Annotated in this window: 22 protein-coding genes and 2 pseudogenes; 10 read left to right on the top strand and 14 right to left on the bottom strand. The window is 61.7% G+C overall.

What is annotated here, in order from left to right; translation table 11 throughout:
* Nucleotides 1-159: 159 nt before the first annotated feature.
* A pseudogene (locus G7020_RS18780) lies at nucleotides 160-417 on the bottom strand (DNA-3-methyladenine glycosylase); the annotation flags it as partial.
* Nucleotides 411-611 (bottom strand): annotated as a pseudogene (locus G7020_RS18775) (GNAT family N-acyltransferase); the annotation flags it as partial. The pseudogenes G7020_RS18775 and G7020_RS18780, both read right to left, overlap by 7 nt.
* 402 nt (nucleotides 612-1013) lie before the next feature.
* On the opposite strand from G7020_RS18775, the gene G7020_RS18770 reads away from it, so the two are divergent.
* Genes G7020_RS18770 through G7020_RS18760 form a run of 3 tightly spaced genes read left to right on the top strand, consistent with a single transcriptional unit; the run spans nucleotide 1014 to nucleotide 3079 of the window.
* Nucleotides 1014-2174: a phospholipase D-like domain-containing protein gene (locus G7020_RS18770; protein WP_181086663.1), complete on the top strand. Its 1161-nt coding sequence runs from the start codon at nucleotides 1014-1016 to the stop codon at nucleotides 2172-2174.
* A gap of 43 nt (nucleotides 2175-2217) precedes the next feature.
* A complete protein-coding gene (locus G7020_RS18765) occupies nucleotides 2218-2799 on the top strand; it encodes a DJ-1/PfpI family protein (protein WP_181086660.1) in 582 nt (193 codons plus the stop codon).
* Nucleotides 2800-2854: 55 nt separating this feature from the next.
* Nucleotides 2855-3079 (top strand): VF530 family DNA-binding protein, encoded by a 225-nt coding sequence (locus G7020_RS18760; RefSeq protein WP_181086659.1) that lies wholly within the window; start codon nucleotides 2855-2857, stop codon nucleotides 3077-3079.
* A 63-nt stretch (nucleotides 3080-3142) separates the two neighbouring features.
* Here G7020_RS18760 and G7020_RS18755 read toward each other — a convergent pair whose 3' ends face one another.
* On the bottom strand, nucleotides 3143-4666 hold the full coding sequence (locus G7020_RS18755; protein WP_181086658.1) for a fumarate hydratase: 1524 nt from the start codon (nucleotides 4664-4666) through the stop codon (nucleotides 3143-3145).
* A gap of 188 nt (nucleotides 4667-4854) precedes the next feature.
* On the bottom strand, nucleotides 4855-6306 hold the full coding sequence (gene pyk / locus G7020_RS18750; RefSeq protein WP_181086657.1) for a pyruvate kinase: 1452 nt from the start codon (nucleotides 6304-6306) through the stop codon (nucleotides 4855-4857).
* 182 nt (nucleotides 6307-6488) lie between these two features.
* Between pyk and G7020_RS18745 the strand changes: the two genes are divergently transcribed.
* From G7020_RS18745 to G7020_RS18735, 3 genes are read left to right on the top strand one after another with little or no spacing between them, the layout of a single operon-like run.
* Complete coding sequence (locus tag G7020_RS18745; RefSeq protein ID WP_181086656.1) at nucleotides 6489-6866, top strand: tetratricopeptide repeat protein; 378 nt, start codon at nucleotides 6489-6491, stop codon at nucleotides 6864-6866.
* A 34-nt stretch (nucleotides 6867-6900) separates the two neighbouring features.
* The gene (locus G7020_RS18740) at nucleotides 6901-7329 is read left to right on the top strand and encodes a DUF4124 domain-containing protein (protein WP_181086655.1); all 429 of its coding nucleotides are present in this window, start codon (nucleotides 6901-6903) and stop codon (nucleotides 7327-7329) included.
* Nucleotides 7330-7367: 38 nt separating this feature from the next.
* The gene (locus G7020_RS18735; RefSeq protein WP_181086654.1) at nucleotides 7368-7802 is read left to right on the top strand and encodes a PilZ domain-containing protein; all 435 of its coding nucleotides are present in this window, start codon (nucleotides 7368-7370) and stop codon (nucleotides 7800-7802) included.
* A 39-nt stretch (nucleotides 7803-7841) separates the two neighbouring features.
* Here the strand turns inward: G7020_RS18735 and G7020_RS18730 are convergent, their stop codons facing one another.
* The 6 genes from G7020_RS18730 to G7020_RS18705 are packed head-to-tail and all read right to left on the bottom strand — an operon-like array spanning nucleotide 7842 to nucleotide 14557.
* A complete protein-coding gene (locus G7020_RS18730; RefSeq protein WP_181086653.1) occupies nucleotides 7842-9173 on the bottom strand; it encodes a DUF58 domain-containing protein in 1332 nt (443 codons plus the stop codon).
* Nucleotides 9174-9198: 25 nt separating this feature from the next.
* On the bottom strand, nucleotides 9199-10194 hold the full coding sequence (locus G7020_RS18725; protein WP_181086652.1) for an AAA family ATPase: 996 nt from the start codon (nucleotides 10192-10194) through the stop codon (nucleotides 9199-9201).
* Entirely contained in the window at nucleotides 10191-11351 is a 1161-nt protein-coding gene (locus G7020_RS18720) for a DUF4350 domain-containing protein (protein WP_181086651.1), read from the bottom strand. The genes G7020_RS18725 and G7020_RS18720 overlap by 4 nt, the downstream gene beginning before the upstream one ends.
* The gene (locus G7020_RS18715; protein ID WP_181086650.1) at nucleotides 11348-12883 is read right to left on the bottom strand and encodes a DUF4129 domain-containing protein; all 1536 of its coding nucleotides are present in this window, start codon (nucleotides 12881-12883) and stop codon (nucleotides 11348-11350) included. Before G7020_RS18715 ends, G7020_RS18720 begins: the two co-directional genes overlap by 4 nt.
* Entirely contained in the window at nucleotides 12870-13853 is a 984-nt protein-coding gene (locus tag G7020_RS18710) for a stage II sporulation protein M (protein ID WP_181086649.1), read from the bottom strand. Before G7020_RS18710 ends, G7020_RS18715 begins: the two co-directional genes overlap by 14 nt.
* On the bottom strand, nucleotides 13850-14557 hold the full coding sequence (locus G7020_RS18705; RefSeq protein ID WP_181086648.1) for an RDD family protein: 708 nt from the start codon (nucleotides 14555-14557) through the stop codon (nucleotides 13850-13852). Before G7020_RS18705 ends, G7020_RS18710 begins: the two co-directional genes overlap by 4 nt.
* Before the next feature lie 171 nt (nucleotides 14558-14728).
* Between G7020_RS18705 and sbcB the strand changes: the two genes are divergently transcribed.
* On the top strand, nucleotides 14729-16153 hold the full coding sequence (gene sbcB, locus G7020_RS18700) for an exodeoxyribonuclease I (protein ID WP_181086647.1): 1425 nt from the start codon (nucleotides 14729-14731) through the stop codon (nucleotides 16151-16153).
* Between the two features lie 128 nt (nucleotides 16154-16281).
* Here sbcB and mvaT read toward each other — a convergent pair whose 3' ends face one another.
* Nucleotides 16282-16659 (bottom strand): histone-like nucleoid-structuring protein MvaT, encoded by a 378-nt coding sequence (gene mvaT / locus G7020_RS18695; protein ID WP_181086646.1) that lies wholly within the window; start codon nucleotides 16657-16659, stop codon nucleotides 16282-16284.
* A gap of 404 nt (nucleotides 16660-17063) precedes the next feature.
* On the opposite strand from mvaT, the gene purU reads away from it, so the two are divergent.
* A complete protein-coding gene (gene purU, locus G7020_RS18690) occupies nucleotides 17064-17915 on the top strand; it encodes a formyltetrahydrofolate deformylase (RefSeq protein ID WP_181086645.1) in 852 nt (283 codons plus the stop codon).
* Between the two features lie 85 nt (nucleotides 17916-18000).
* On the top strand, nucleotides 18001-19461 hold the full coding sequence (locus G7020_RS18685; RefSeq protein ID WP_181086644.1) for a helicase HerA-like domain-containing protein: 1461 nt from the start codon (nucleotides 18001-18003) through the stop codon (nucleotides 19459-19461).
* 8 nt (nucleotides 19462-19469) lie between these two features.
* On the opposite strand, the gene G7020_RS18680 is transcribed toward G7020_RS18685, so the two are convergent.
* The 3 genes from G7020_RS18680 to yaaA form a co-directional block, all read right to left on the bottom strand.
* On the bottom strand, nucleotides 19470-19679 hold the full coding sequence (locus G7020_RS18680; protein ID WP_181086643.1) for a hypothetical protein: 210 nt from the start codon (nucleotides 19677-19679) through the stop codon (nucleotides 19470-19472).
* Between the two features lie 244 nt (nucleotides 19680-19923).
* Entirely contained in the window at nucleotides 19924-21369 is a 1446-nt protein-coding gene (locus G7020_RS18675; protein WP_181086642.1) for a mannose-1-phosphate guanylyltransferase/mannose-6-phosphate isomerase, read from the bottom strand.
* Between the two features lie 269 nt (nucleotides 21370-21638).
* Nucleotides 21639-22415, bottom strand: a complete 777-nt coding sequence (gene yaaA / locus G7020_RS18670; protein WP_181086641.1) for a peroxide stress protein YaaA — start codon at nucleotides 22413-22415, stop codon at nucleotides 21639-21641.
* Nucleotides 22416-22890: 475 nt separating this feature from the next.
* On the opposite strand from yaaA, the gene G7020_RS18665 reads away from it, so the two are divergent.
* On the top strand, nucleotides 22891-24282 hold the full coding sequence (locus G7020_RS18665; RefSeq protein ID WP_181086640.1) for a PhoH family protein: 1392 nt from the start codon (nucleotides 22891-22893) through the stop codon (nucleotides 24280-24282).
* The last annotated feature ends 209 nt before the right edge of the window (nucleotides 24283-24491 follow it).

The following is a 24491-nucleotide window of genomic DNA, read 5'->3' as shown; positions in this document are numbered from 1 at the left end:
AAACGACGCATCGCCGATGGTAGTGTGGGGTCTCCCCATGTGAGAGTAGGTCATCGTCAAGCTTCTACACCAAACCCCCGACCATCGAAAGATGATCGGGGGTTTGTCTTTGCGCAAAAGAAAAAGGTCAGTTTCGCCAAAGTCCCAGCAGCAACAGCGCTAGCTCGATAGCTTGTCGCGCTGCAGCAAAACGTAGTCCTTGCCTTCACATTGGCTTCGGCGTAGCGGGTTGCGGGTGCAATGCGGGGCGAAGCCGGCATCGACAAAGCGGTAAGGTAGGTGCTCATCGCGACCTTGCGGGATGCCAAGGCGGGTAGTCTGGATGATGTCGGGTCGCGCTCCGATGTCATCGACGCGCAACCGCCTGGGATCCATGCGTCGCGCGTTCCATTCCGTGACGCTCAACCCCAGCGACTTGTGGCGACGAGCTCGCCGCTGCCAATCACGCACAGCAATATGGCTGCAATGACTATCCAAGTCGTCGTTGTCGAGCTTGCTTCAGCCTCTTGCAACTGCGCACTATATTCACTGCTGAACACTCGATAACGCGGGGTCTGCGCTTCACGCAGGGACTCTTCGGCATACAGACGCTCGGCCTGCAGGTGTCCCATATCCTTCCTGATCAGCCCTGGCGGTGTAATGCATGTGGAGTGGTTACCGTAGCGACAATTCTTCGTCGAGCGATGATGTTGGCTCAGGCTAGGCAGGCGCAGTGTCACAGTGGTTACGGGGCGATGATGCTTGTATGACGCCAGTGTCCGTGAGGGCTTGCGCTTGACCCGTCAGGACGCCTGCCGCAGCCTGTGCATAATCGGCAGCGGACATATCAACAAGGCGCAGGTCTGACGTGTGGGCAGTTTCGGAACTCCGTGGCTCGCCGCATCCCTATAGAAGGTTCCGGAGCCCTGACGATTAGTCAGCCTGCGTGGTACTCAATGGACAAGGATTTCAATGTCTTTCAGCGTTATCGGGCAACAACACAAGGCAGCGCTTCCTTGAAGGCCTCGGGCATGATGCTCGCCGGGGAAGTCTTTCCCTGGCGCGAAGGCAATCGGTTTCGGTTGCTGATCGATGGCCCCCGCTTCTTTCCGCGTCTCCTGCAGTGCATCGATGCTGCCGAGCGGCGTGTGGACGTCGAGTTGTATCTGGTGGAGGATGGCCAGTGTGCGGAGCGTCTTGTGGATGCGCTGGTCGCTGCCGCCGCTCGGGGCGTGCGGGTACGCTGTCTGTTCGATGCCTTTGGCTGCCTCAAGCTTGGACAGGGCGCGCGTCAGCGCCTAGCCGATGGTAGCGTCGATCTGCGCCAGTACAATCCGTTGAAGTGGCGTCTGAAGTTCCGCAACCTGCACCGTGATCATCGCAAGCTGATCCTGGTCGACGATACCTGCTGCTTTGTCGGAGGCACAGGTGCGACTGACGAGTTCTGGAACCCGGAAAAGCCGCAAGAACATTGGCATGAAGCCATGGTGGAGATCCGCGGGCCATTGCTGAATGACTGGCGTCGCTTGTTCGATGCGCAGTGGGCTTTGTGCATGAGGCGCAGAATCTGGCAATTCCCGCTGCCGCAGCGGTTGCCGAAGATTCCAGTGAATCCCGAACCTGGGGATGGCATGGGGCGGGTGGCCTACTCGGCGGCGCGTCAGCATCGCGACATCCTTCACAGCCTGATCCGGAACCTGCAGCACGCACGGACGCGAATCTGGTTCGCTACGCCTTACTTCCTGCCGACCGGCAGGGTGCGACGCGAATTGCTGCGCGCCGCGCGCCGCGGGGTCGAAGTACGCCTGTTGCTGACCAGCCGCAACACCGACCATCCTCCCATTCGCTATGCGGGCCAGCGTTACTATCCCCGCTTGTTGCGCGCCGGCGTGCGTATTCATGAATATCAGCCACACTTCCTGCACTTGAAGATGGTATTGATCGACGACTGGGTGAGTATCGGCTCGTGCAACTTCGATCACTGGAATCTGCGCTGGAACCTGGAAGCCAATCTTGAAGCGGTCGATGCCAATCTCAGCGCCAGTGTCGCGGAAAGTTTCGAGCAGGACTTTTCACGCAGTATCGAGATCGATTTGTGCAAATGGCATGCACGTCCCTTGCGCATGCGCATCTATCAGAGAATGTGGGGACTGCTGGACCGTCTGGCGATCAATATTTTCAACCGAAGTGGCTGACCTGACAGGCCACTGATCATTCACCCGACAGGAGAACGACCCGATGGCTGCGAAGAAGATTCTGATGCTGGTTGGCGATTACGTCGAGGATTACGAAACCATGGTGCCGTTCCAGGCGCTGCAAATGGTGGGTCACAGCGTCCATGCGGTATGCCCGGAGAAGCAAGCCGGTGAAACCGTACGTACTGCAATTCACGATTTCGAGGGCGATCAGACCTACAGTGAGAAGCCGGGTCATAATTTCGCCCTGAATTTCGACTTCGCAGCCGTACGCGCCGAGGACTATGACGCACTGGTGATTCCGGGTGGTCGTGCGCCCGAATACCTGCGTTTGAACGAGCGGGTACTGGCACTGGTCCGCGCCTTCGATGAGGCGCACAAGCCGATTGCCGCAGTCTGTCACGGGGCGCAATTGCTGGCGGCTGCCGGCGTATTGCAGGATCGTGATTGCAGTGCCTATCCGGCGTGTGCGCCCGAGGTGCGGCTGGCTGGCGGCAATTACGTGGAAATCCCGGTCGATCAGGCGCACAGCGAAGGCAATCTGGTGACGGCGCCTGCATGGCCGGCGCATCCGGCCTGGCTGGCGGGCTTTCTCAAGCTGCTGGGCACCGAGATAAAGCTGTAGGATAGCCGTCCCGTTTGCCCAAACCGTCTTCAATCACATTCCGAGAGAGCCATCCGTGAGCGTAGCCCCGAACAATCCGTTGCATGGCGTCACCCTCGAAGCCATGCTGATCGAGTTGCACGCTCGCTATGGTTGGGAGGGCCTGGCCGAGCGAGTCGACATTCGCTGTTTCAAGAGCGAGCCGAGCATCAAGTCGAGCCTGACCTTTCTGCGCCGCACGCCCTGGGCGCGGGAGAAGGTCGAGAAGCTGTTCGTCAGGTTGCGCAACGGGCGAGGCTGAGGGCCGCCAGAAAGCAGAAAGCCCGGCGCAAGGCCGGGCTCTCCATTCAGCACGAGAAGATCGTTACTGCACTTCCACGGCCAGGTTCTCGGCGATCTTCTGCTGCCAGATCGAGGGACCGGTGATGTGCACCGATTCGCCCTTGGTGTCGACGGCGACGGTCACTGGCATGTCCTTCACTTCGAACTCGTAGATGGCTTCCATGCCCAGCTCGGCGAAGGCCAGCACCTGGGATTTCTTGATCGCCTGGGCGACGAGGTAGGCGGCGCCGCCGACGGCCATCAGGTACACGGCCTTGTTGTCACGAATCGCGTCGATGGCGATGGGGCCGCGCTCGGACTTGCCGATCATACCCAGCAGGCCTGTGCTTTCCAGGATCTGACGGGTGAACTTGTCCATGCGCGTGGCAGTGGTCGGGCCGGCCGGGCCAACCACTTCGTCACCCACCGGGTCGACCGGGCCGACGTAATAGATGAAGCGACCCTTGAGGTCCACCGGCAGCTCTTCGCCCTTGTTGAGCATGTCGACGATGCGCTTGTGCGCGGCGTCGCGACCGGTGAGCATCTTGCCGTTGAGCAGGACGGTTTCGCCCGGTTTCCAGCTCTGCACCTCTTCCGGGGTGAGGGTGTCGAGGTTAACGCGGCGGGCGCTCGGGCCGGCCTCCCAGACGATTTCCGGGTAGGCGTCCAGGTCCGGGGCTTCCAGGGCGGCGGGGCCGGAGCCATCCAGCACGAAGTGTGCGTGGCGGGTGGCGGCGCAGTTGGGGATCATGCACACCGGCAAGGATGCGGCGTGGGTCGGGTAGTCCATGATCTTCACGTCGAGCACGGTAGTCAGGCCGCCCAGGCCCTGGGCGCCGATGCCCAGCTGGTTGACCTTGTCGAACAGCTCAAGACGCATTTCCTCGATCTTGTTCTGCGGGCCGCGGGCCTTCAGCTCATGGATGTCGATGTGCTCCATCAGCACTTCCTTGGCCATCACCGCGGCCTTCTCGGCGGTGCCGCCGATGCCGATGCCGAGCATGCCCGGCGGGCACCAGCCGGCGCCCATTTCCGGGACGGTCTTGAGCACCCAGTCGACGATGGAGTCGGACGGGTTGAGCATGGCCATCTTCGACTTGTTCTCGGAGCCGCCGCCCTTGGCCGCGACGTCCACTTCCACCTTGTCGCCGGGGACGATGGAGTAGTGGATCACCGCCGGGGTGTTGTCCTTGGTGTTCTTGCGCGCGCCTGCCGGGTCGGCCAGGATCGAGGCGCGCAGGACGTTTTCCGGCAGGTTGTAGGCGCGGCGAACGCCTTCGTTGATCATGTCGTCGACGCTCATGGTGGCGCCGTCCCAGCGCACGTCCATGCCGACGCGGATGAAGACGGTGACGATGCCGGTGTCCTGGCAGATCGGTCGATGACCGGTGGCGCACATGCGCGAGTTGATCAGAATCTGCGCCATGGAGTCGCGCGCCGCCGGCGACTCTTCACGCAGGTAGGCTTCGTGCATCGCCTGGATGAAGTCGACGGGGTGGTAATAGGAGATGAACTGCAAAGCGTCTGCAACGCTTTGTATCAGGTCGTCTTGCTTGATCACGGTCATGCAGCGCGTCCTCTTGGCGGGGCGGAGACGAGGCGCGCCGAGAAGGCAACCGACGCGCTCAGGTTGGAAAAATGCGCGGCAGTATAACCCGCTGTGCAAGCGCATACACAGACGGACCAAAGGCGAAGGGATATACGTCGGAACGGGTAATGGCGGGGCTGGATTCGCCCCGCCTTCGGCAAGAGGTATCAGCTCAGCGAATCGCCCGCTCGCAGGATCTTCATGGTGTTGGTCCCGCCAGTACCGTGATAGCTGTCACCCTTGGTCAGGATGACCCAGTCGCCGAGCTTGATGATGTCGCGCTTGAGCAACTCATCCACAGCCGCCTGACTGACCTTGTCCGCCGGTAGTGCGGCAGGGTCGAAGGGGATGGTCTGCACGCCTCGGAACATCGCTACCCGTGCCTGAGTTTCTCGATAGGGGGAGAAGGCGAAAATAGGTACCGAAGAGCGAATGCGCGACATGATCAGCGGGGTGTAGCCGCTTTCCGTCAGGGCGATGATGGCCTTGACCCCCGGGAAATGGTTGGCGGTGTACATCGTCGCCAGCGCCGTGCTTTCGTCGCTGCGCTCGAAGCGCTGGCCGAGGCGGTGGCCGGAGCGAGTGCTGGTCGGGTGTTTTTCCGCGCCTACGCAGACCCGGGCCATGGCGGTGATCGCCTCGACCGGATAGTCGCCCGCCGCGCTTTCCGCCGAGAGCATGACTGCATCGGTGTAGTCGAGAACGGCGTTGGCTACATCGGACACTTCGGCGCGGGTTGGCATCGGACTCTGGATCATCGACTCCATCATCTGCGTCGCGGTGATCACCACCTTGTTGTAGCGGCGTGCATGCAGAATGATCTTCTTCTGGATGCCCACCAGTTCGGCATCGCCGATTTCCACGCCCAGATCGCCGCGCGCCACCATCACCCCATCGCTGGCGAGAATCAACCCGTTCAGGGCTTCGTCGTCGGCCACCGCTTCGGCGCGCTCGATCTTGGCGATCAGCCAGGCGCTGGAGCCGGCTTCGTCGCGCAGGCGGCGTGCCAGCTCCATGTCGGCGGCGTCACGGGGGAAGGAGACGGCCAGATAGTCCAGCTCCATCTCGGCGGCGAGCTTGATATCGGCCTTGTCCTTGGCGGTCAGCGCTGGTGCGGTCAGGCCACCGCCGCGACGGTTGATGCCCTTGTTGTCCGACAGCGGGCCGCCGATCAATACGGTGCAATGCAGCTCGTCGGCAGTGGCGTTGTCGACGCGCATGACCACGCGGCCATCGTCGAGCAGCAGCTCATCGCCCACGCTGCAATCCTTGATCAGGTCGGGGTAGTCGATGCCTACGACTTCCTGTGTGCCGGCATCACGTGGATGCGTGACGGAGAAACGGAAGTGATCGCCTTCGGCCAGCTCGATACGCTTGTCGGTGAATTTTGCGATACGGATCTTCGGCCCTTGCAGGTCGCCCAGAATGGCAATGAAGCGACTATGGCGCGCGGCGATGTCACGTACCAGCTGTGCCCGTGCGCGGTGTTCGTCCGGCGTGCCGTGGGAAAAATTCAGCCGGGCGACATCCAGGCCGGCCAGGATCATTTTTTCCAGCACCTGCGGCGAGCTGCTGGCAGGACCAAGGGTGGCAACGATTTTGGTGCGACGCGGGATCATCCGATTCTTCCTTCTTCTTCACAGAGTGGGCCGGAGGCTACTACGCCCCGTGGCTGTAGTCATTGTTGGTCAGCACTACTCTTTGCGGGTGGCTGAAACGGGCTCGAAATGCCGCTTCGATAGCCGAACGGATTGCAGTTTTTGCCATTGTGGTCGATAAGCCGGAATTGGAGGATTTACCCATGCGCACCTTTTTGATTCTTTTTCTGGCCACCCTCAGCGTAGGCTGCAGCAGCAGAAGCGCACTCGATCGTCATCTCGACAATGCCTACCGGCACTACGAGCAGGGCGATTGCGGCAAGGTGGCACTCGAACTGTCCCAGGCCGAGCGGCGTAGCCGCCCGCGTGACAACCTGCAGCCGGAGATCTCTCTGCTGCGCGGTCAGTGTCTGGAGCGCCAGGGACTGTTCGTCGATGCGGTGGAAACCTATCGCTTTATCCAGTCCCGCTACCCGGCCAGCGAATATGCCTTCCGTGGGCGTGCCCGGCTGGAGACCCTGCGCCAGTTGGGGCACTACCAGCCGGCTGAGCAGGCGGCGACCCATGCGGCCAGACCCTGAGCGGCCTTGAAACTGGTGGAACGGGAAGGAGCCCATGCGGAACACACTGTTATTGCTGCTCGTCCTGTTTCTGCCATCGCTGACGATGGCGCAGATTTACCGCTGGGTCGATTCCCAGGGAAACGTGCATTTCGAGGCGCGCCCGATGCCGGGAGCCGAGCAGGTCGAAGTCAGGCCTCAGGTCATCGAGCGTGATGAGGCGACCCGCAACCGCGAGGCGCGTGCCGAACGCTTCTTCGACGCACGCCGGCAGGAGCAGCAGCGAGCCGAACAGGCGGTGCGCGAGCAGCAGGCGCTGCGTGAACAGGCATGTCGACAGTGGCGCGAGGAACTGGCGAGCCTGTCCCGTGGTGGTCGCTACTTTCGCAGCGATGCAAAGGGCGAGCGGGTCTACTACAGTGAAAAAGAAATAAGCGCGGCGCGACAGCAGTTGATCGACCGCATCAATGCAGGCTGCAGCTGAGGCCGGCAGCAGTCACCTTCGCGGCAGGGCAGGAACCCATGAACATGCTCAATCAGCGAAGTATCCAGCGGCACCAGTTGCCGTATTACCTCAACGTATTCAACCGATTCACCGATAAGCCGCTGGGTTTCATTGGCAATCTTTCGGAAACCGGGCTGATGCTGATCAGTCGTTATCCGATGATGACCGATGTGCGTTTCGAGATGCGCCTGAAAATTCCCGCTCAGCATGGTGAGTTGCGCTATGTCGATATCAGCGCGACCTGCCTCTGGTCCCGCGAGGATGTCACGCCAGGCAGTTTTGATTCCGGCTTTGCCCTGATTTCACCGCCCGCTGACATTCGGGTCATGATTGACGCATTGCAGCGGTACTTCAGTTTCCGCCCTGCACTGCAGATTCCTCCTGCTCGCCTGCCGCGTTCCGGCTCGTCGCCCAGCAGGGCAGAGGATGAGGATCGCTGCCACGGGACCTAGCAGGCCGTTTCGCATTTCCGTGGCCGCCCCTACGAGGCGCTAGATCACGCCGCCTCTTTTCCAGGCCAGATAGCGGCTGATCAACTGCGGACCAAGCTCATGGGGCAGGGCTTCGAGCACCGGAACGCCCTGGGCCAGCAATCGCTCATGCAGCCTGTCACGGGCGCTCAGGTAGTCCAGGGCGCCGCAATAGCTCAACGCATCCTGAAAGCCGCTTATCGACTGCTGGCGCAGGGCGTCGAGGATGGGTTCGCGCAAGCTCACCACCAGTATCCGATGCCGACCTGAAAGGCGGCGCACCGCATCGAGCAGTTCTTCATCGTCCTCGTCGCGCAGGTTGCTGAGGATGATCACCAGCGCACGGCGCTTCTGTCGTTCAAGGACATCGCTGGCCGCGCGGGCGAAGTCGGCGGGTTGCAGGGTTTCGCTAAGGTCATACACGCCGTTGAGCAGGGTAGTGAGCTGTTCCTGGCCCTTGGCGGGCGCGATGAAGCGGCGCTGTTCGGTGGCGAAGCTGCACAGGCCCAGCGCATCGCCCTGGCGCAGGGCGACATAGCCCAGCAGCAGGCTCGCGTTGAGCGCATGGTCGAAATGTGACAGGGCGCCGTCCTGGCTGCGCATGCGCCGGCCACAGTCGAGCATCAGCAGGATCTGCTGGTCACGTTCGTCCTGATATTCGCGGGCGATGTGGGTGCGTTTGCGGGCCGTGGCCTTCCAGTCGATCTGGCGCAGGGTGTCGCCCTCGCGAAAGTCGCGCAGTTGGTGAAACTCCAGGCCAAGCCCGCGGCGGGGTTGCTGTCTGACGCCCAGCCGGCTCAGCCAACTGTCCACGGCCATCAGCGGTGCGCCATGCAGGCGGGTGAAATCCGGATAGACCCGCGTCTGCGATTCCAGTGGCAACAACCGCCGCTGGCGCCACAAGCCCAGCGGGCCGTACAGGCGGACCTCGCAATGGCTGGCGCTGAAGTGGCCGCGACGCTGTGGACGCACCCGATAGGTAAGTTCGGCCTGCTTGCCGGGCGCCAGTTGCAGGCTGCGCGGCAGATGCTCGAATACCATAGCGGTCGGCGGGTGATCGAAGATATCCAGGCGCAATAACCGGGGCAGCGCGTGCCGTAGCTGCAGACGTACCTCATGCCAGTGCCCCAGTGCCAGGTTGCCGGGCAGGTTGCGTTGCAGCTCGGGTGAAGGCAGGCGGCGCAGGCTCAGGGCATCGAACAGGGCTGCGAGGCCCAGGCAAAGCAGCAGTCCCCACCAGGCGCTGTGGATGGCCGGATGCGCGGGCTGGCCCAGAGCCGACAGCGCTCCCAGCGGCACGGCCAGGCCGAGCAGCAGGAGCAGTGCGTGGAGCAGACGCCGGGTCGGGTTCATCGGATGTCTCGTTTGTGCGGTCGGCTCAAAGGCGTGGCGCCGTGATCTGGTCAAGCAGCTGCAGCAACAGTTGGTCCACCGACATGCCCTCCATCTCCAGTTCCGGCGAGAGCCGGACACGATGGCGTAGTACGGCCAGTGCGCAGCCCTTGACGTCGTCCGGGGTGACGAACTCACCGCCGCGCAGCAGCGCTCTCGCACGCGCGCAGCGCACCAGGGCGATGGAAGCGCGCGGCCCGGCGCCCAGGCTCAGGCCGGGCCAGTTGCGCGTCGCGCGGGCCAGACGCACGGCATAATCGAGCACCTGTTCGTCGAGGGGCATGTCGCTGGCAATCTTCTGCAGGGCCTGGACGTCCTTCGCTTGCAATAGAACACGCAGCCCGCTGATATCGAGGATGTCGGTGCGTGCCGAGCGGGTGACCTGGCGGACCAGTTCCAGCTCTTCGTCGGCCTGCGGATAATCCATGCGCAGCATCAGCATGAAACGGTCGAGTTCGGCCTCGGGCAGTGGATAGGTACCTTCCTGCTCAATGGGATTCTGCGTGGCCATTACCAGGAAAGGCTGTGGCGCGGCCAGCGCTCGGCCTTCGAGCGTGACCTGGCGCTCCTGCATGACTTCCAGCAGCGCGGCCTGGGTTTTCGCTGGCGCGCGGTTGATTTCGTCGGCCAGCAGCAGGTTGGTGAACACCGGTCCCTTGCGCAGCCTGAACTGCTCGCTGGCGAGGTCATAGACCGCGTGGCCGGTGATGTCGCTGGGCATCAGGTCCGGGGTGAACTGAATCCGTGAGAACTCACCGCCAAAACAGCGCGCCAGTGCACGCACCAGCAGGGTCTTGCCCAGCCCCGGCACGCCTTCGACTAATACGTGGCCGCCGGCGATCAGCGCGGTGAGTACGCCATCGACGATTTCCTGTTGGCCGATGACCGCCTTGTGCAGCTCCTGACGCAACGCCTGTGCCAGCTGGCTGGCGCGCTGGCGCTGGAGATCGGCATGACTGGATTCACTGGGGGTGTCGTTCATAGAGCATTCCTGAGGCGTTGCAGGCACGAGACCTGACGGGTGAATTCGGCGGCGCTGACGGGCCGGGCCGCGGGTGGGCGCAGTGCCTGTTCGATGATTTCGCCAGGCAGGCGGCTGAGTTGTGCCAGCAACTGGCACTGTTCGGCGTGTGGCAGGTTGTCGAAGGTGGCGTGACGCCGACGTGCCAGCCGGCGGATATCGTGTTGCAGACGGGTCAGCAGGTGCTGCTGACCCGCATGCCGATAGAGGAAGTCCGCGCTGCCACGCAGATGTTCCTGCAGTTGGCGCTGGCCGGGCGCCGCCGGCTGCTGTCGCGGCCCGTGGCGTTGGGCCAGATGCCAGGTCGCCAGTAGCAGGGTCAGCAGCAGGGCGGCCAGTGCCTCGGGGAAATGGCGCAGCAACAGTTGCAGCAGGTTGTCGTGCCGGGCGTTGTAGACCAGGGTCACGTCGCGATCCTGGGTCAGATACCAGAGCAGCCAGGCATGGTCGTATTGGTCGATGTTGTCGTTCTGCCAGATCCAGCTGTCGGTGAGCGCCGTGATCAGGCCGTCGCCGTGGCGCAGTTGCAGCATATGTGTGGCGCCGGGGCTGTTAGCCCAGGCGTGGGCCTTGCTGTCGGCATCGTAGAGATGAAAGCGCGTATCGAAGGCCAGATAGGCTGGTGCTTCTTCGTTTTCCAGATACAGGCGGGTCAGTTGCGGCTGCTTTTCCCCATTGGCAGCCGTCGTGACCGCTTCGTCATCTTCGCTGGCCTCGTACTGTTGCAGATTCAGCGCATCGAGCAGCAGATCGCCGCTGGCCCTGGCCTGCTCATCCCAGAGCCGTTCGGCAACGAAGACTAGATGTGCGCCTTTTGCGGTCCAGGCCAGCAGGCGCTGGACCTGCTGTGGCTTCATCGACTCGCGTTGGCCCAGAAACAGCAGAACCTGATTCTGAGGTTGCGTATTGAACAGGTCGACAAGGCCTTCGTCGTGGCTGATCGCCCGGCCCTGAGCGGAGAGAAACAGTCTGGCCGCCAGATAGGAATTGCGCTGCACTTCGGGGGCTGGACCGTACTCGATCACCTCTTCATAAGGCTGCAGCCTGCTGGCGGCGAACAGCAGCAGGGCGCCGAGCAGCAGCGCGGCTGCCAGATAGCACGCATGACGCCGGCTCACGGGCTCACCTGCGGCTCGAACAGTACGCGCCACTGGTTGCAGAGTTCGTCCCGTACAGCAGTCGGCGGCAGGCGATGGCCATAGGCGAGATTGAGCCAGTGTTCGGTCAGGCTTTCGGCGTAGCGGGTGAGGTCCGCCTGGGTCGTTGCGCGTACCAGGTGCAGAATTTCACCTTCGGTATGGGCGCCTGTCAGCGGCAATCCGTGCTGATGCAGCAGCCGGCTGAGGAATGCCCGGTAGAGCAGCCCCAGCGCCGCGCGCGGTTCTGCGTCCCAGAGCCGTGCCACTTCGCCGGTGATGTCCGCCGGCAGGCTTTCCGGCACCACGTCGAGGCCGAACAGCAGGTCCGGGGCTGGTCGGCGGGCGATTCGCGGATTGCGCAAGCGCCCCACATGCAGCCTGATCCATTCCCGGTAACGCCACAGCGCCAGGCCGATCAGCCCGAACAGGCCGGCCCAGAGCAGGATTTCAAGCGCGCTGGCGAGGTTGTCCAGTATGCGGCGGAGGCTGTCGAACCCTGACAGGCTTTCAAGCAAACGCGCCAGCCAGCCGGGCTCATCGTCCTTCTGTTCTTCGCCAAAGCGCCAGCGCGTGACCGTTTCGTCGTTCCTGAATGGCGGCTGGGCCAGCAGTTCGGCAATCGCTGTGCTGGCGTCCTGGCTGGACAGGGGCTGGTTGAGTAATCGCTCGTGCTCAGGTGCTGGCTCGGGTGTGTCCGCCCATACCGCCTCTGGTGGCGTGGCGAACAGCAGTCCGGCACCGATCAGCATGACCGGCAGCAGGCTTTTCAAGCGTTCGCCCAGGCGCCGGAAACTCAGCTCCAGATCCCAGGCTTCCAGCTGGGTGCGGCGGTTCAGATAGAGGCTGAAGCCGCTGGCCACGTAGATCGGCTCCCAGACCATCAGCACCAGCACATAGAGCAGGTTGGACAGGTGTTCGAGCCAGAGCAGGTCGTCGCTGGCGTGCAGCAGATCCTGCCATTTCCAGTCGCTGAGCAACTCGGCGGGAATCAGCAGGTAGAGCAGCGCCAGCGCGCCCAGCCACAAGGCAAGCTCCAGGTGCATGCCGACGATGGTCAGCCAGGTTGCGACGCCGGTATCGCGCTGCCCCAGCACGATCAGGCGCTGGCGGCGGACGGAACCGGACAATTGTTCAAGCTGTAGCACCGGCAGGTCGAAACTGCGGGTCAGGCTCAGCCGGCGCCAGGTCAGGCTGGCCAGCCATTGCGAGCGCAGCAGGCCGGGTAATGCGCGGAAGCTTTCGCCCAGCGAGGGCGTGTTGCCGAACAGGGCGCGCGACAGGATAAACAGCGGCAGGCGTTCGTAGAGCGGCTTGAGCCACCAGAACAGCAATACGGCGAGACTCGGGTGCTGCCAGAGCATCAGGCTCAGCAGGACGAAAACCGGCAACGTCAGCAGCGCCCAGGAGAGCATCAGCAGGCCGGCATGGCGGCGCGCCAGCAGGATGCCGAGGTCCAGTGCTTCCCAGGCACTGCGTGGGCGGATGGCTACGCGGGCATCATTCAGATGCATACCGGCTCCTGCCACCCAGGGTGAAATACAGGCCAACCAGCAGCCACAACAGCGCCCCCACGGCATATTTGACCGGCGCCGAAGTGAAGGTCATCGAGGACCAGTAGGCCTCGATGAAGGCAGCGATCAGCAACATCAGCGTGGCCCCGGCGATCAGCCGCACCGCGCGGGCCGCCGCCAGCCGCAGTGCCTCGCCATGACCCAGGCGGCCAGGCGCAATGAGCGCCGCGCCCAGCTTCAGCCCGGCGGCGCCGGCCAGGGTGATGGCGGTCAGCTCGAAGGCGCCATGGCCGATGACGAACGACCAGAACGGCTGGTGGTAGCCAATGCCGGTGAGGTGGCCGGCGATTGCGCCAATCATCAAACCGTTGAACAGCAGGTAGAACAGGGTGCCAAGCCCGAACAGCAGGCCGCCGGCGAAAGTCTGGAAGGCGATGCCGATGTTATTCATCACGTAATAGCCGAACATCACCCAGTCTTCGCCAGAACCACGGGTGCCGAATTCGCCCAGGCGGCGAGCTGCGGGGTCATACATGGCTTCCATCTGCGCGACCTGGTCGGAGCTGACGAGGCTGTATACCAGTTCGGGGAAGGCCAGAACCAGCGCGGCCATGCCCAGCAGGCTCAGGTAAAAGAATAGGCTGGCGGCCAGTACATGTCGCCATTCCTCGCGCACCAGCCGGGGAAAGCCGCCCAGCATGAAGCCCAGCAGGCGACCGCCCAGCGGGCTGCGGTGGCGGTACAGTTGCTGATGTCCGCGCTGGGCCAGTTGCTGCAGGTAATCGACCGAATGGCTGCTGTAGCCGCGCGAGCGGGCCAGGGCGAGGTGCTGGCAGAGGCGCCGGTAGGCTGCCGGAAAGTCGCTGATGGTGGCGGGTGGGCCTTTCCGCCCTTTTTCGAGGGCGTCGAGGGTGTCGCCGAAGGCATGCCACTCGGCCTGATGGCGAGCTTCGAAGCGGCTCTGCTTCATGCCGAGCCCACCAGGCTGCGGGCAATGCCGTTGAGACGCGCCTGCGCCTGTTCTGGTGTGACCTTCAGCGGCTCCGCGAGGATCGCGGCCAGCTCCTGGCGGCGCTCAGGCGAGAGGGTGGTCTGGCGTTCGGCAAAGGCGATCAGCGCGCGCTGCTCCTCCAGATCCAGCGCGAAGGGTGCTGGCTGCGGCTCGGCTTCCGGCAACTGCGGCTGCTGAAAGCCTCGCGTGTCGTAGATCACCAGGGTACCGCCGGCAAGATCGCCCAGGCGCTTGAACGAGGGATTCCACAGGCAGCACAGCGCACCGAGAAAATAACCGAACGGCAGGATATCGACGAAGCGCAGCAGGTTGCGCGTCAGCGAGGAGGCCCAGTCAACCGGGGTGCCGTCGTCATGCACGACCTTCAGCCCTAGCCAGCGCTTGCCGGGCGTCCGTCCCTGGTTGAACACCTCGAACAGCACCATGTACCACCACTGCACGAGAAACAGCAGCAGCGCGCCGGTACCCAATCCGAACTGGCCCAGCAGCTTCAGGCCAAGCCCCAGCACCACCAGCAGTGCACCGCGAATCAGCAGGTCCAGCGCGAATGCCAGCGCGCGCGGCACCAGCCCCGCCGGGCGCAGCAGCAGGTCGATGCCTTCCGGCGTCTCGACCCGGTGAGTGTTGTCCAGCAGCGCTGTGCGATTCGAAGCAGAAGACAATGACTGTGTCCGTCGAACTAATGGCGTGATGCGGGCCCGTTCCGGTTCGCAAGCGCGCATGTAAGCATTGAATGCGGCGTTCGACCAGAACCTGCAGGCATTTTTGGGCACAATGCCGCGATGCGGCGACGGACATACATGCGCCGCACTTGCTCTCTGAAGGAATCCGCCGTGACATCCAGCATCTTCTGGTACGACTTCGAAACAACCGGCATCTCGACGCGCCGAGACCGGCCCTTGCAGGTCGCGGGTATTCGCACCAACGAGGCGCTGGAGGAAATCGGCGAACCGTTGAACATCTATTGCCGACCCGCCGATGACATTCTGCCGCATCCGGCGGCCTGCCTGGTCACCGGCATCACACCGGCGGTCCTGGCCGAGAAGGGACTGTGCGAGGCGGAGTTCATCGAGCGACTGCACCGCGAACTGGCACAGCCGGGCACCTGTGGAGCTGGCTACAACAGCCTGCGTTTCGATGATGAAGTGCTGCGGCATAGCTTGTACCGCAACTTCCATGATCCCTATGCGCGGGAATGGCAGGGCGGCAACAGCCGTTGGGACCTGATCGATCTGGTGCGCACCGCCTATGCGCTGCGCCCGGAGGGGTTGGTCTGGCCGCAGGAAGAAGGGCGCGTGACCCTCAAACTGGAGTGCCTGAGTCAAGCCAATGGGCTGGAGCACCTGCAGGCGCACGATGCCTTGTCCGATGTGCGGGCCACCATCGCTCTGGCCCGGTTGATACGCGAGCGACAACCCAAGCTCTATGACTATCTCTACCGGTTGCGTCGCAAGAACGCGGTAATCGAGCAGATCGAATTGCTGAAACCGCTGGTACATGTTTCCGGGCGCTTCTCGGCGGCCCGTCATTATCTGTCGGTGGTATTGCCGCTGGCCTGGCATCCGCGCAATCGTAATGCACTGATCGTGTGCGATTTGAATGCCGACTGCTCGCCCCTGTTGCAAGCATCTGCCGAGGAGTTGCGTGAGCGGCTATATACGCGCCGGGAAGATCTGGATGGAAAACTTCCGGTTCCGCTGAAACTTGTGCAGGTCAATCGCTGCCCGGTACTTGCACCGATCAAGGTCTTGCGTGCAGCGGATATCGAACGACTGGGGCTGGATATGCAGTCTTGCCAGTCCAGAGCCAGTGAACTTCAGGGACAACAGGCGCAGTGGCGTGAAAAGCTGGCTATCATCTATCAGCAGGAAGCGTTTGAGGAAACGACAGATCCGGAGCAGCAACTTTATGATGGCTTTCTCGGCGAACGGGATCGCAGGCTCTGTGATCAGGTTCGAAACCTGGCGTCTTCGCAGGAGATGTTTGCCTTTGATGATGAGCGCCTGCCGGAACTCTATACCCGATATCGCGCGCGCAATTTTCCTGAGTGCCTGTCGGTAGCGGAAAAAGAGCAGTGGCAGACGTTTTGCAGGCAACGTCTGAGCGATCCTCAATACGGGGCTCCCAATACGCTGGAGCAGTTCGACAGAAGCCTGCAGGAAATAATGGCGACGGCAAGCCCCGCCCAGGCCGAGTTGCTGCGCCAGTGGGCGGAGCATGCGCAAGGGTTGCGTGAGTGCTATATGCCAAGCCGCTGAAAAATCCTTGCGTTGCCATCGCCTGCGTTTTCAGCACCCTGATGGACTGAAACCCACAAAAGCGGAAACAAAAAAAGCCATCTGGCGCCAAGTGCTGCGCCAGATGGCTTTGGGTGATGCGGGAAGAATCAGTCGAGCAGAGTGGCCCAGCCTTCAACTTCCGCAGAGCCCCATTTTGCTTTCCATTCTTTCAGTGTCTTGTGATTGCCGCCTTTGGTTTCAATCACATCACCATTGTGCGGATTCTTGTATTGCTTGACGCGACGAGCACGCTTGGCCGTTGCCGGTGCGCGGCTCATGCGTTGTGTCTTGATGTTACGAGCATCCGGATCAAGCAGGGCGATAATGTCTCGCAGCGACTTCTGATATTCGCCCATGAGTTCGCGCAGTTTGCCTTCGAACTCCAGCTCCTTTTTCAGCTTGTCGTCTGCGGAAAGAGACTTCAGGCGTTCCTGAAGTTCCTTGATGGCTTCTTCGGTGGCGCGGTATTCATTGATCAGCGACATGTCACTTCCTTGGTATAGGTTTGAACGCAAGTGTTGGTAATCATAGACAGCTGCAATGCACAAGTAAATATAGTAGGGATTGAAAGAATGAGCATTTTTTATTAATTGCCGCTGTTTGTGATCCGGATAACTCCCTCAGTTTTTCATCGGCACGCATGCGCATCTTGTCAGGCAGGGGCAATAAAGCCGCGGCATGATGATCGGCGCCTCCGGCACTCTTCGCCTGGCCGCTTGCATGAGGCTGTTGCAGTTCAGGCGCTGCAGGGGATAGGCCGGCGTGCTGTCTGTCCGCAGGCATGCTTGCGCTGCCTCGAATGGGCAGCTCGTTCTTTCAATCAACTGGTTGTGCTTTTATCCGCTGGGATAGAATGCCGCGTCTTTTTTGCAAGCCGGAGTTATCTTCAATGCGCACATTCAGGCTGGTCATTGCCTGCCCCGATGGTGTCGGTATCGTTGCCAAGGTCAGTAATTTTCTGGCGACCTACAATGGCTGGATCACCGAAGCCAATCACCACTCCGATCATCAGAGTGGTTGGTTCTTCATGCGCCATGAAATCCGCGCGGATTCGCTGCCCTTCGATCTGGAGGGCTTTCGTCAGGCGTTCGCGCCCATTGCCCGACAGTTCTCCATGGAGTGGCGCATCACCGACTCGCAGGAGCGCAAGCGCGTGGTGTTGATGGCCAGCCGGGAGTCTCACTGCCTGGCCGATCTGCTGCACCGCTGGCACAGTGGCGAGCTGGATTGCGATATTCCCTGCGTGATCTCCAATCACGACGACCTGCGCAGCATGGTCGAATGGCATGGCATTCCCTATTTCCATGTGCCGGTCGAGCCGGGCCGCAAGGATGAGGCCTTTGCCGAGGTATCGCGCCTGGTTCGCGAGCACCGTGCCGATGTCATCGTGCTGGCGCGTTATATGCAGATTCTGCCGTCCGAGCTCTGCGAAGAGTTTGCCCAGCGCGTGATCAATATCCATCACAGCTTCCTGCCGTCATTCGTCGGCGCCAAGCCCTATCATCAGGCGTCGATGCGGGGCGTGAAGCTGATTGGTGCGACCTGCCACTACGTCACCGAAGAGCTCGATGCCGGTCCCATCATCGAGCAGGACGTGGTGCGCGTCAGCCACCGTGACAGCATCGAAGACATGGTGCGTCTGGGCAAGGATGTGGAAAAAATGGTGCTCTCTCGCGGTCTGCGCTATCACTTGCAGGACCGTGTGCTGGTTCACAGCAACAAGACGATGGTTTTCAACTGAGCCGCGCACGGACGAGGTAGGGTAGATCCATTGGTAAAACCGGTTGGCCTGCCAGCCGATTCGCCGCTGCCATATCGGAGGCCGAATGTCATACAGCGATTGCCTGGTGTTGGGTGCGGACGCTACGGGCGCCGCCAATACTCACTCATTGCGCCTGGCCAATCGCCATGGGCTGATTGCCGGTGCTACAGGCACGGGCAAGACGGTTACCTTGCAGCGCCTTGCCGAGCAATTCAGCGATGCCGGCGTTGCGGTGTTCGCTGTGGATATCAAGGGCGACCTGTGCGGTCTGGGCGCTCCAGCCGCGCCGAAGGGCAAGATTGCCGAGCGTATCGCCAGCATGCCCTGGCTCGACTATCAGCCGCGGGCCTGCCCGCTGACGCTATGGGATGTGCAGGGGCAGAGCGGGCACCCCTTGCGCACGACACTGACCGAAATGGGGCCGCTGCTGCTGGGCAACCTGCTGGAATTGACCGACAGCCAGCAGGCGGCGCTCTATGCGGCGTTCAAGATTGCCGATCGCGATGCGCTCCTGCTGCTGGACATCAAGGACCTGAAGGCGCTGCTCAATCACCTGCGGCAGAATCCCGAAGTGCTGGGTGAGGATGCCGCGTTGCTGACCGGTGCGTCGGCCCAGGCGCTGTTGCGGCGGTTGGCGACGCTGGAGCAACAGGGTGCCGAAGCCCTGTTCGGCGAGCCGGCACTGGCCATCGAGGACCTGCTGCAGAAACATGGCGAGCGCGGGCAGATTCACCTGCTCGATGCCAGTCAACTGGTGCATCAGGCGCCCAAGGTCTATGCGACCTTCCTGCTCTGGTTGCTGGCCGAGCTGTTCGAGCAACTGCCCGAGCGTGGTGATGCGGATCGTCCGCTGCTGGCGCTGTTTTTCGACGAAGCTCATCTGCTGTTTCGCGGTACGCCGCGCGCCTTGCAGGAGCGGCTGATACAGGTTGTGCGGCTGATTCGTTCCAAGGGCGTTGGCGTCTATTTCGTTACCCAGTCACCCTCGGATCTGCCGGACGAAGTCCTGGCCCAGCTGGGGTTGCGGATTCAGCATGGCCTGCGGGCCTATACGGTCAGGGAGCAGAAGGCGCTGCGTGCGGTGGCGGAGGGTTTTCGGGCCAATCCTGACTTCCCCACGTTGGAAACCCTGGTTGATCTGGGTATCGGCGAGGCGCTGGTGGGTGGCCTGGAAGACAACGGCACGCCGGCCATGGTGCAGCGTGTGGCGATAGCGCCGCCGCAATCGCAAGTGGGCCCGATTGATGAGCAGGCTCGGCGTGAGCTGATCGTCCGTTCCGCGTTGCGGGGACGTTACGACAAGGCCATCGACCGCGAGTCGGCCTACGAGATTCTGCTGGAGCGCGCCAGGCAGGCGGCCGAGTCCGAAGCGGCGAAGACGCCGAAGGCGAACAGCAAAGAGAGCGATATGCTCGGTGATCTGGCCAGTCGGGCATTCAAGAGCGCCATACGCCAGGCTGCGAGTCAGCTCGGCAGGCAGTTGGCGCGTGGCTTGATGGGGTCGTTGCTGGGCGGTAAACGCTAGCGGTCAACTCAATCGTTCTGGGATGTCTGTTGAGACAGTTCCTTTTCCATCTTCTGCAGCTCCGCTTCGAATACCTGATCGTGAACGGTCGGCTTCTTGCGCCAGGGTTTGCGTTCGGGATCGGGTTGGGCTGCGTAAGTGGTTATTTCTCCGCCATATATGTTCTGGAAGCGGCTAGCCTGGCGTTCCAGTTCGGCGCGTAGTTGCTCTTTTGTCACGTAATGATTTTTCCCGGTGATGTTGCGGCAGTGCAAGTAGATAAAAACAGCTGCTTTGCACCTGCATTCGAGGGCAGGCTGCTTTTCAGATGCCTTCTATTTAATGAGGGTGATCGCCGCTATTGCAAGCCAACTGCCTGAAAAAATACCAATAATTGTGTTGCGTCGCGTAATGGCTTTCCTTGCCTCGCCCAAATGAAAAACCGCACCTTCAGGCGCGGTTCTTTTTCAGGGGGGTGCGCCATCAGCGCACGGACTGTTTTGCCTTGTCTTCCTGAGCGCGGCCATAGACATCTTCCAGCCGCTCGATGTCGTCTTCGCCCAGATAGCTTCCCGACTGTACCTCGATGATTTCCAGAGGAATCTTGCCCGGATTGGCGAGGCGGTGAATGGAGGTCACCGGAATGTAGGTCGACTGGTTCTCGGTGAGCAGGAAGGTCTTGTCGTTGCAGGTTACCTGGGCGGTGCCGGATACCACAATCCAGTGTTCGGCACGGTGGTGATGCATTTGCAGCGACAGCGCGGCGCCGGGGTTGACGCAGATGCGCTTGACCTGGAAGCGGCCTCCCATGTCGACGGAGTCGTACCAGCCCCAAGGCCGGTAGACGGCGCAGTGGTTGCGGGTCTCGGTGCGGTTTTGCCCGTCCAGTTTGGAGACCAGTTTCTTGACGTCCTGTACCTTGTCCTTGTGGGCGACCATCATGGCGTCCTTGGTCTCCACCACGACGATGTCGTCCAGGCCCAGCACGGTCACCAGCTTGCCGTTGCCATGCACCAGGCAGTTGCGGCTGTCCTCGGCAATCACGTCGCCCTTGATGACGTTGCCGTTGGCATCTTTCTCCAGAACCTCCCAGATCGAGGACCATGAGCCGACATCGCTCCACTCGGCGGACATGGGCACCACGCAGGCCAGTTCGGTTTTCTCCATCACGGCGTAGTCGATGGAATTGTCCGGGCAGCAGGCGAAGGTCGCAGAGTCGATCAGTACTTCGTCACCGTCATGGACGCTACGTTCGAGCGCGAGCTTGCAAGTGTCATAGATGTCCGGATCGTGCTTTTTCAGCTCTTCGAGGAAAACGCTGGCGCGGAACAGAAACATGCCGCTGTTCCAGTAGTAATCGCCCGAATCGACATATTGCTGTGCGCTGGTTTCGTCCGGCTTTTCCACGAAACGGGTGACGCGGCTGATGCCTTCGGGCAGCCCGTTGCGCTCGGCAAGGTCACACTTGATGTAGCCGTAGCCGGTTTCCGGGCTGGTCGCCGGGATGCCGAACAGCACCATTTCGCCGTTCTCCGCCGCGTTGGTGGCCAGCGCAAGGGAGCGCTGAAAGGCTTTCTGGTCCTTGATGACATGGTCCGCCGGCAGGACCAGCAGCAGTTCGTCACGACCATCCTCGACCAGCTTCATCGCCGCGAGGGCAATGGCCGGTGCGGTGTTGCGACCGAAGGGCTCGAGGAGAAGGCTCTGGATGCTCAGCTTGCGGGCGGCCAGTTGCTCCTTGACGATAAAGCGGTGTTCCTTGTTGCATACCAGCAGCGGCGGTTGCATGCCTTCGAAGGCCAGTCGCTCAATGGTCTGCTGGAACAGGGTCTGCTCACTGGTCAGGGCAAGAAACTGCTTGGGAAACAGCTTGCGTGAAAGTGGCCAGAGCCGAGAGCCGCTGCCGCCAGAGAGGATGACCGGAATCATGGTGTATCTCCTGAATCGTTGAGAAGGGTGGGTTCTTCTTGTTCCATGTGGACGCGCGACTGCCTGCCGAGGTGCGTCTGGCATTGCCGGCACGGGCTTATGATTGTGGGGGGCTCGGGTTAGTTCCCCGACGGACAGCCGCTGATCGGAGGGCTATTGCGGTGGCTTGGGGAGGAGGGGCGGGTGGCTGAAAGCTCCGCGGCTGAAGCCGTGCCCATGGGTTCGGTGTGCGCTTTCTGTGGAAGCGGCTTCAGCTGTGAAGGCCGCGGTCAGGCCGGTGTGTCGCGTAGAAATACCAGATGATCGATCGATGAGTCGTCGGGGCTGTAGCGGTAGCCTTCGCAGTCGAAGGCCTTCAGCTGTTCGGGATTGTCGATGCGTTCGCGGATCACGTGGCGTGCCATCAGCCCGCGCGCTTTCTTGGCGTAGAAACTGATGATCTTGTACTGGCCGTTCTTCAGGTCCTTGAAATCTACATTGATGACCCGTGCGTTCAGCGCCTTGCGTTTGACCGCGCCGAAATATTCGTTCGAAGCCAGGTTGAGCAGCACATCATCGCCTTGTTCGGCCAGGGCTTCGTTGAGCCAGTGGCTGATGCGTTCGTCCCAGAAGGCATAAAGGTCCTTGCCGCGCGGGTTCTGCAGTTTCGTGCCCATTTCCAGGCGGTAGGGTTGCATCAGGTCGAGGGGGCGCAGCAGGCCGTAGAGCCCGGATAGCATGCGCAGGTGGCGCTGGGCGAAGTCGAAGTCTTCTTCGGAAAAGTCCTCGGCGTTCAATCCCGTGTAGACGTCGCCCTTGAAAGCAAGCAGCGCCTGCTTGGCATTCTCCGGGGTGAAGCTGGGCGTCCAGCTGCCATAGCGGGCCACGTTCAGGGCCGCGAGCTTATCCGACAGGTGCATCAGCTGGCTGATCTGCTGGGGCGAGAAGTCGCGCAGAATCCCTATCAGCAGTTGCGCCTGGTCGAGGTGTTGGGGTTGAGTGAAGCGTGCGGTTGTCGGCGGGGTGTCGTAGTCGAGGGTCTTGGCCGGTGAAATCACCATCAGCATCTGGAAGTCTCCTTTGATATGGGACGATTCTAGGCGCTATCCCAGTCAAGGCTCCAGCTATGGCCCCGATTGATATCCTGCACGCTGCAACCAACCCATGACTATCGAGCGCTGACGCGGTACGCAATGACGGGCTTGAATCGTAGTCGCTGAGCGGCCTGGGTGACTAAGGAGGCCAATCAGTGCGGCAAAAGCGCACGGGGTTGATTCGTGAGCCTAGCTCGCCCTGAATCGGTCGCCAAGCGCTGTCCGTCCGGTTGACAAAAAAACCTCCGCAAATCGGAAAAGACTTTTTCTTGTCATCTTTTTTGCGGTATTAGCTGTAACAGACCGCCGAGCCCTGCAACACAGGTGGCGGCCGATGGGTGGCCCCAGGCCCCTGCTGCCCACGTCTGCTGACCTCGCAATCGGTGGTCCCTAGTGGCGGTGCGCTTAGACGCTCCGTCGACCGGCTCTACGGAAAAGGTGACTGCGAATGGATGATTACGGCAGACCCCGCGCTACTCAGCCCACCCTTTACGTTCTGGACACCAACGTCCTGCTCCACGACCCCAACGCGCTGCTGAACTTCGAAGAACACCAGGTCGCCATCCCCATGACCGTGCTGGAAGAGCTGGACAAGCTCAAGAGCGGCAAGCACAGCGTGGCCGCCGAATGCCGGCAGGTCATCCGGCTGATCGACAAGGTACTGGGTAAGGCGACGCCAGAGCAGGTTGAACTCGGCGTGCCCATCCATCGCGATACGACGGGCGACTACTGCGGCAGCCTCTCGATACTGATGAGCAGGAGCGCCGACGCCAAAGGGCTGCCCGAAGATCTCAACGACAACAAGATCATCAACCAGTTGGTGGAGCTGCAGCAGCGCAATGCCGGCGTGCCGGTGGTGCTGGTGACCAACGATATCAACATGCGCCTGAAAGCACGCGCCTGCGGTGTGGCATCCGAGGATTACCACACCGACAAGCTGGTTGATGACGTCGGCCAGTTGTCACGCGGTTATCACAGCCTGAGCGGCTCCTTCTGGGATCGCGTCAGCAAGGTGGAAACCCAGCAGGATCATGGTCGGACCTGGCACCGGGTGCAGCTGATCGACAACCTGCCTGCGGTTCATCTCAACGAATTCATTCTCGACGAGCAAGGCTTCGTCGGCTGGATCAAGGGCATCAAGTCCGACGAGCTGCTGTTGCTGGACATGCATCAGGAACCCCTGCTGCATCAGGAAGCCTGGGGCCTGCGCCCGCGCGACATCCACCAGGCGCTGGCGTTGTTCGCCCTGCTCGACCCGGACATTCATCTGGTCAATCTGTCCGGCGCCGCGGGTTCCGGCAAGACTATCCTGGCGCTGGCCGCGGCCATCGAACAGACGGTGGTCAGCAAGCGCTACCGGCGCATCATCGCCACGCGCAGCGTACAGGGGCTGGACGAGGACATCGGCTTCCTGCCGGGCACCGAGGCAGAAAAGATGGAGCCTTGGCTCGGCGCGATCACCGATAACCTCGAAGCCCTGCACATGGACGACGAGAACACCCACGGCAGCGTCGACTACATCCTGCAGAAGGTGCCGCTGCAGTTCAAATCGCTCAACTACATCCGCGGGCGCAGCTTCCAGCAGAGCCTGATCCTGATCGACGAATGCCAGAACCTCACGCCGCACCAGATGAAAACCATCATCACCCGCGCCGGCGCCGGTTCCAAGGTGGTCTGCCTGGGCAACCTGGCGCAGATCGATACGCCTTACCTGTCGGCCACCAGTTCCGGGCTGACCTATCTCACCGAGCGCTTCAAGGATTTCCCTCACGGCGTTCACGTGACGTTGCAGGGCGTACCGCGTTCGGTGCTGGCCGAATATGCGGAGGCGAATATGTAAGGAAGCAGCTTCAAGCTGCAAGCCATAAGCTTCAAGTGAAAGCGGAAAAGCGCTTGACGTTGTTTCGGCGCCAGCCGCCACACTGATTCGCTTGCAGCTGTAGGTCGGGTCACGCTTCATCGACCCGACGAGCGGAGCCTCGGTGGATGTAAAAAGCGACATCCACCCTACGCTGGCTTGCAGCTGAGCTACACTGCGGGCCTTCGTAA

Origin of the sequence: Stutzerimonas stutzeri (assembly GCF_013522825.1) — a bacterium.
Lineage (GTDB): Bacteria > Pseudomonadota > Gammaproteobacteria > Pseudomonadales > Pseudomonadaceae > Stutzerimonas > Stutzerimonas stutzeri_AK.
This window is presented reverse-complemented; position numbering and strand designations above follow the sequence as displayed.

Bases quoted from the DNA above. Each gene is read 5' to 3' on its own strand.
- G7020_RS18770 (WP_181086663.1), top strand. From the start codon at position 1,014: ATGCTCGCCGGGGAAGTCTTTCCCTGGCGCGAAGGCAATCGGTTTCGG.
- G7020_RS18765 (WP_181086660.1), top strand. From the start codon at position 2,218: ATGGCTGCGAAGAAGATTCTGATGCTGGTTGGCGATTACGTCGAGGAT.
- G7020_RS18755 (WP_181086658.1), bottom strand. From the start codon at position 4,666: ATGACCGTGATCAAGCAAGACGACCTGATACAAAGCGTTGCAGACGCT.
- pyk (WP_181086657.1), bottom strand. From the start codon at position 6,306: ATGATCCCGCGTCGCACCAAAATCGTTGCCACCCTTGGTCCTGCCAGC.
- G7020_RS18745 (WP_181086656.1), top strand. From the start codon at position 6,489: ATGCGCACCTTTTTGATTCTTTTTCTGGCCACCCTCAGCGTAGGCTGC.
- G7020_RS18740 (WP_181086655.1), top strand. From the start codon at position 6,901: ATGCGGAACACACTGTTATTGCTGCTCGTCCTGTTTCTGCCATCGCTG.
- G7020_RS18735 (WP_181086654.1), top strand. From the start codon at position 7,368: ATGAACATGCTCAATCAGCGAAGTATCCAGCGGCACCAGTTGCCGTAT.
- G7020_RS18730 (WP_181086653.1), bottom strand. From the start codon at position 9,173: ATGAACCCGACCCGGCGTCTGCTCCACGCACTGCTCCTGCTGCTCGGC.
- G7020_RS18725 (WP_181086652.1), bottom strand. From the start codon at position 10,194: ATGAACGACACCCCCAGTGAATCCAGTCATGCCGATCTCCAGCGCCAG.
- G7020_RS18715 (WP_181086650.1), bottom strand. From the start codon at position 12,883: ATGCATCTGAATGATGCCCGCGTAGCCATCCGCCCACGCAGTGCCTGG.
- G7020_RS18710 (WP_181086649.1), bottom strand. From the start codon at position 13,853: ATGAAGCAGAGCCGCTTCGAAGCTCGCCATCAGGCCGAGTGGCATGCC.
- mvaT (WP_181086646.1), bottom strand. From the start codon at position 16,659: ATGTCGCTGATCAATGAATACCGCGCCACCGAAGAAGCCATCAAGGAA.
- purU (WP_181086645.1), top strand. From the start codon at position 17,064: ATGCGCACATTCAGGCTGGTCATTGCCTGCCCCGATGGTGTCGGTATC.
- G7020_RS18685 (WP_181086644.1), top strand. From the start codon at position 18,001: ATGTCATACAGCGATTGCCTGGTGTTGGGTGCGGACGCTACGGGCGCC.
- G7020_RS18675 (WP_181086642.1), bottom strand. From the start codon at position 21,369: ATGATTCCGGTCATCCTCTCTGGCGGCAGCGGCTCTCGGCTCTGGCCA.
- yaaA (WP_181086641.1), bottom strand. From the start codon at position 22,415: ATGCTGATGGTGATTTCACCGGCCAAGACCCTCGACTACGACACCCCG.
- G7020_RS18665 (WP_181086640.1), top strand. From the start codon at position 22,891: ATGGATGATTACGGCAGACCCCGCGCTACTCAGCCCACCCTTTACGTT.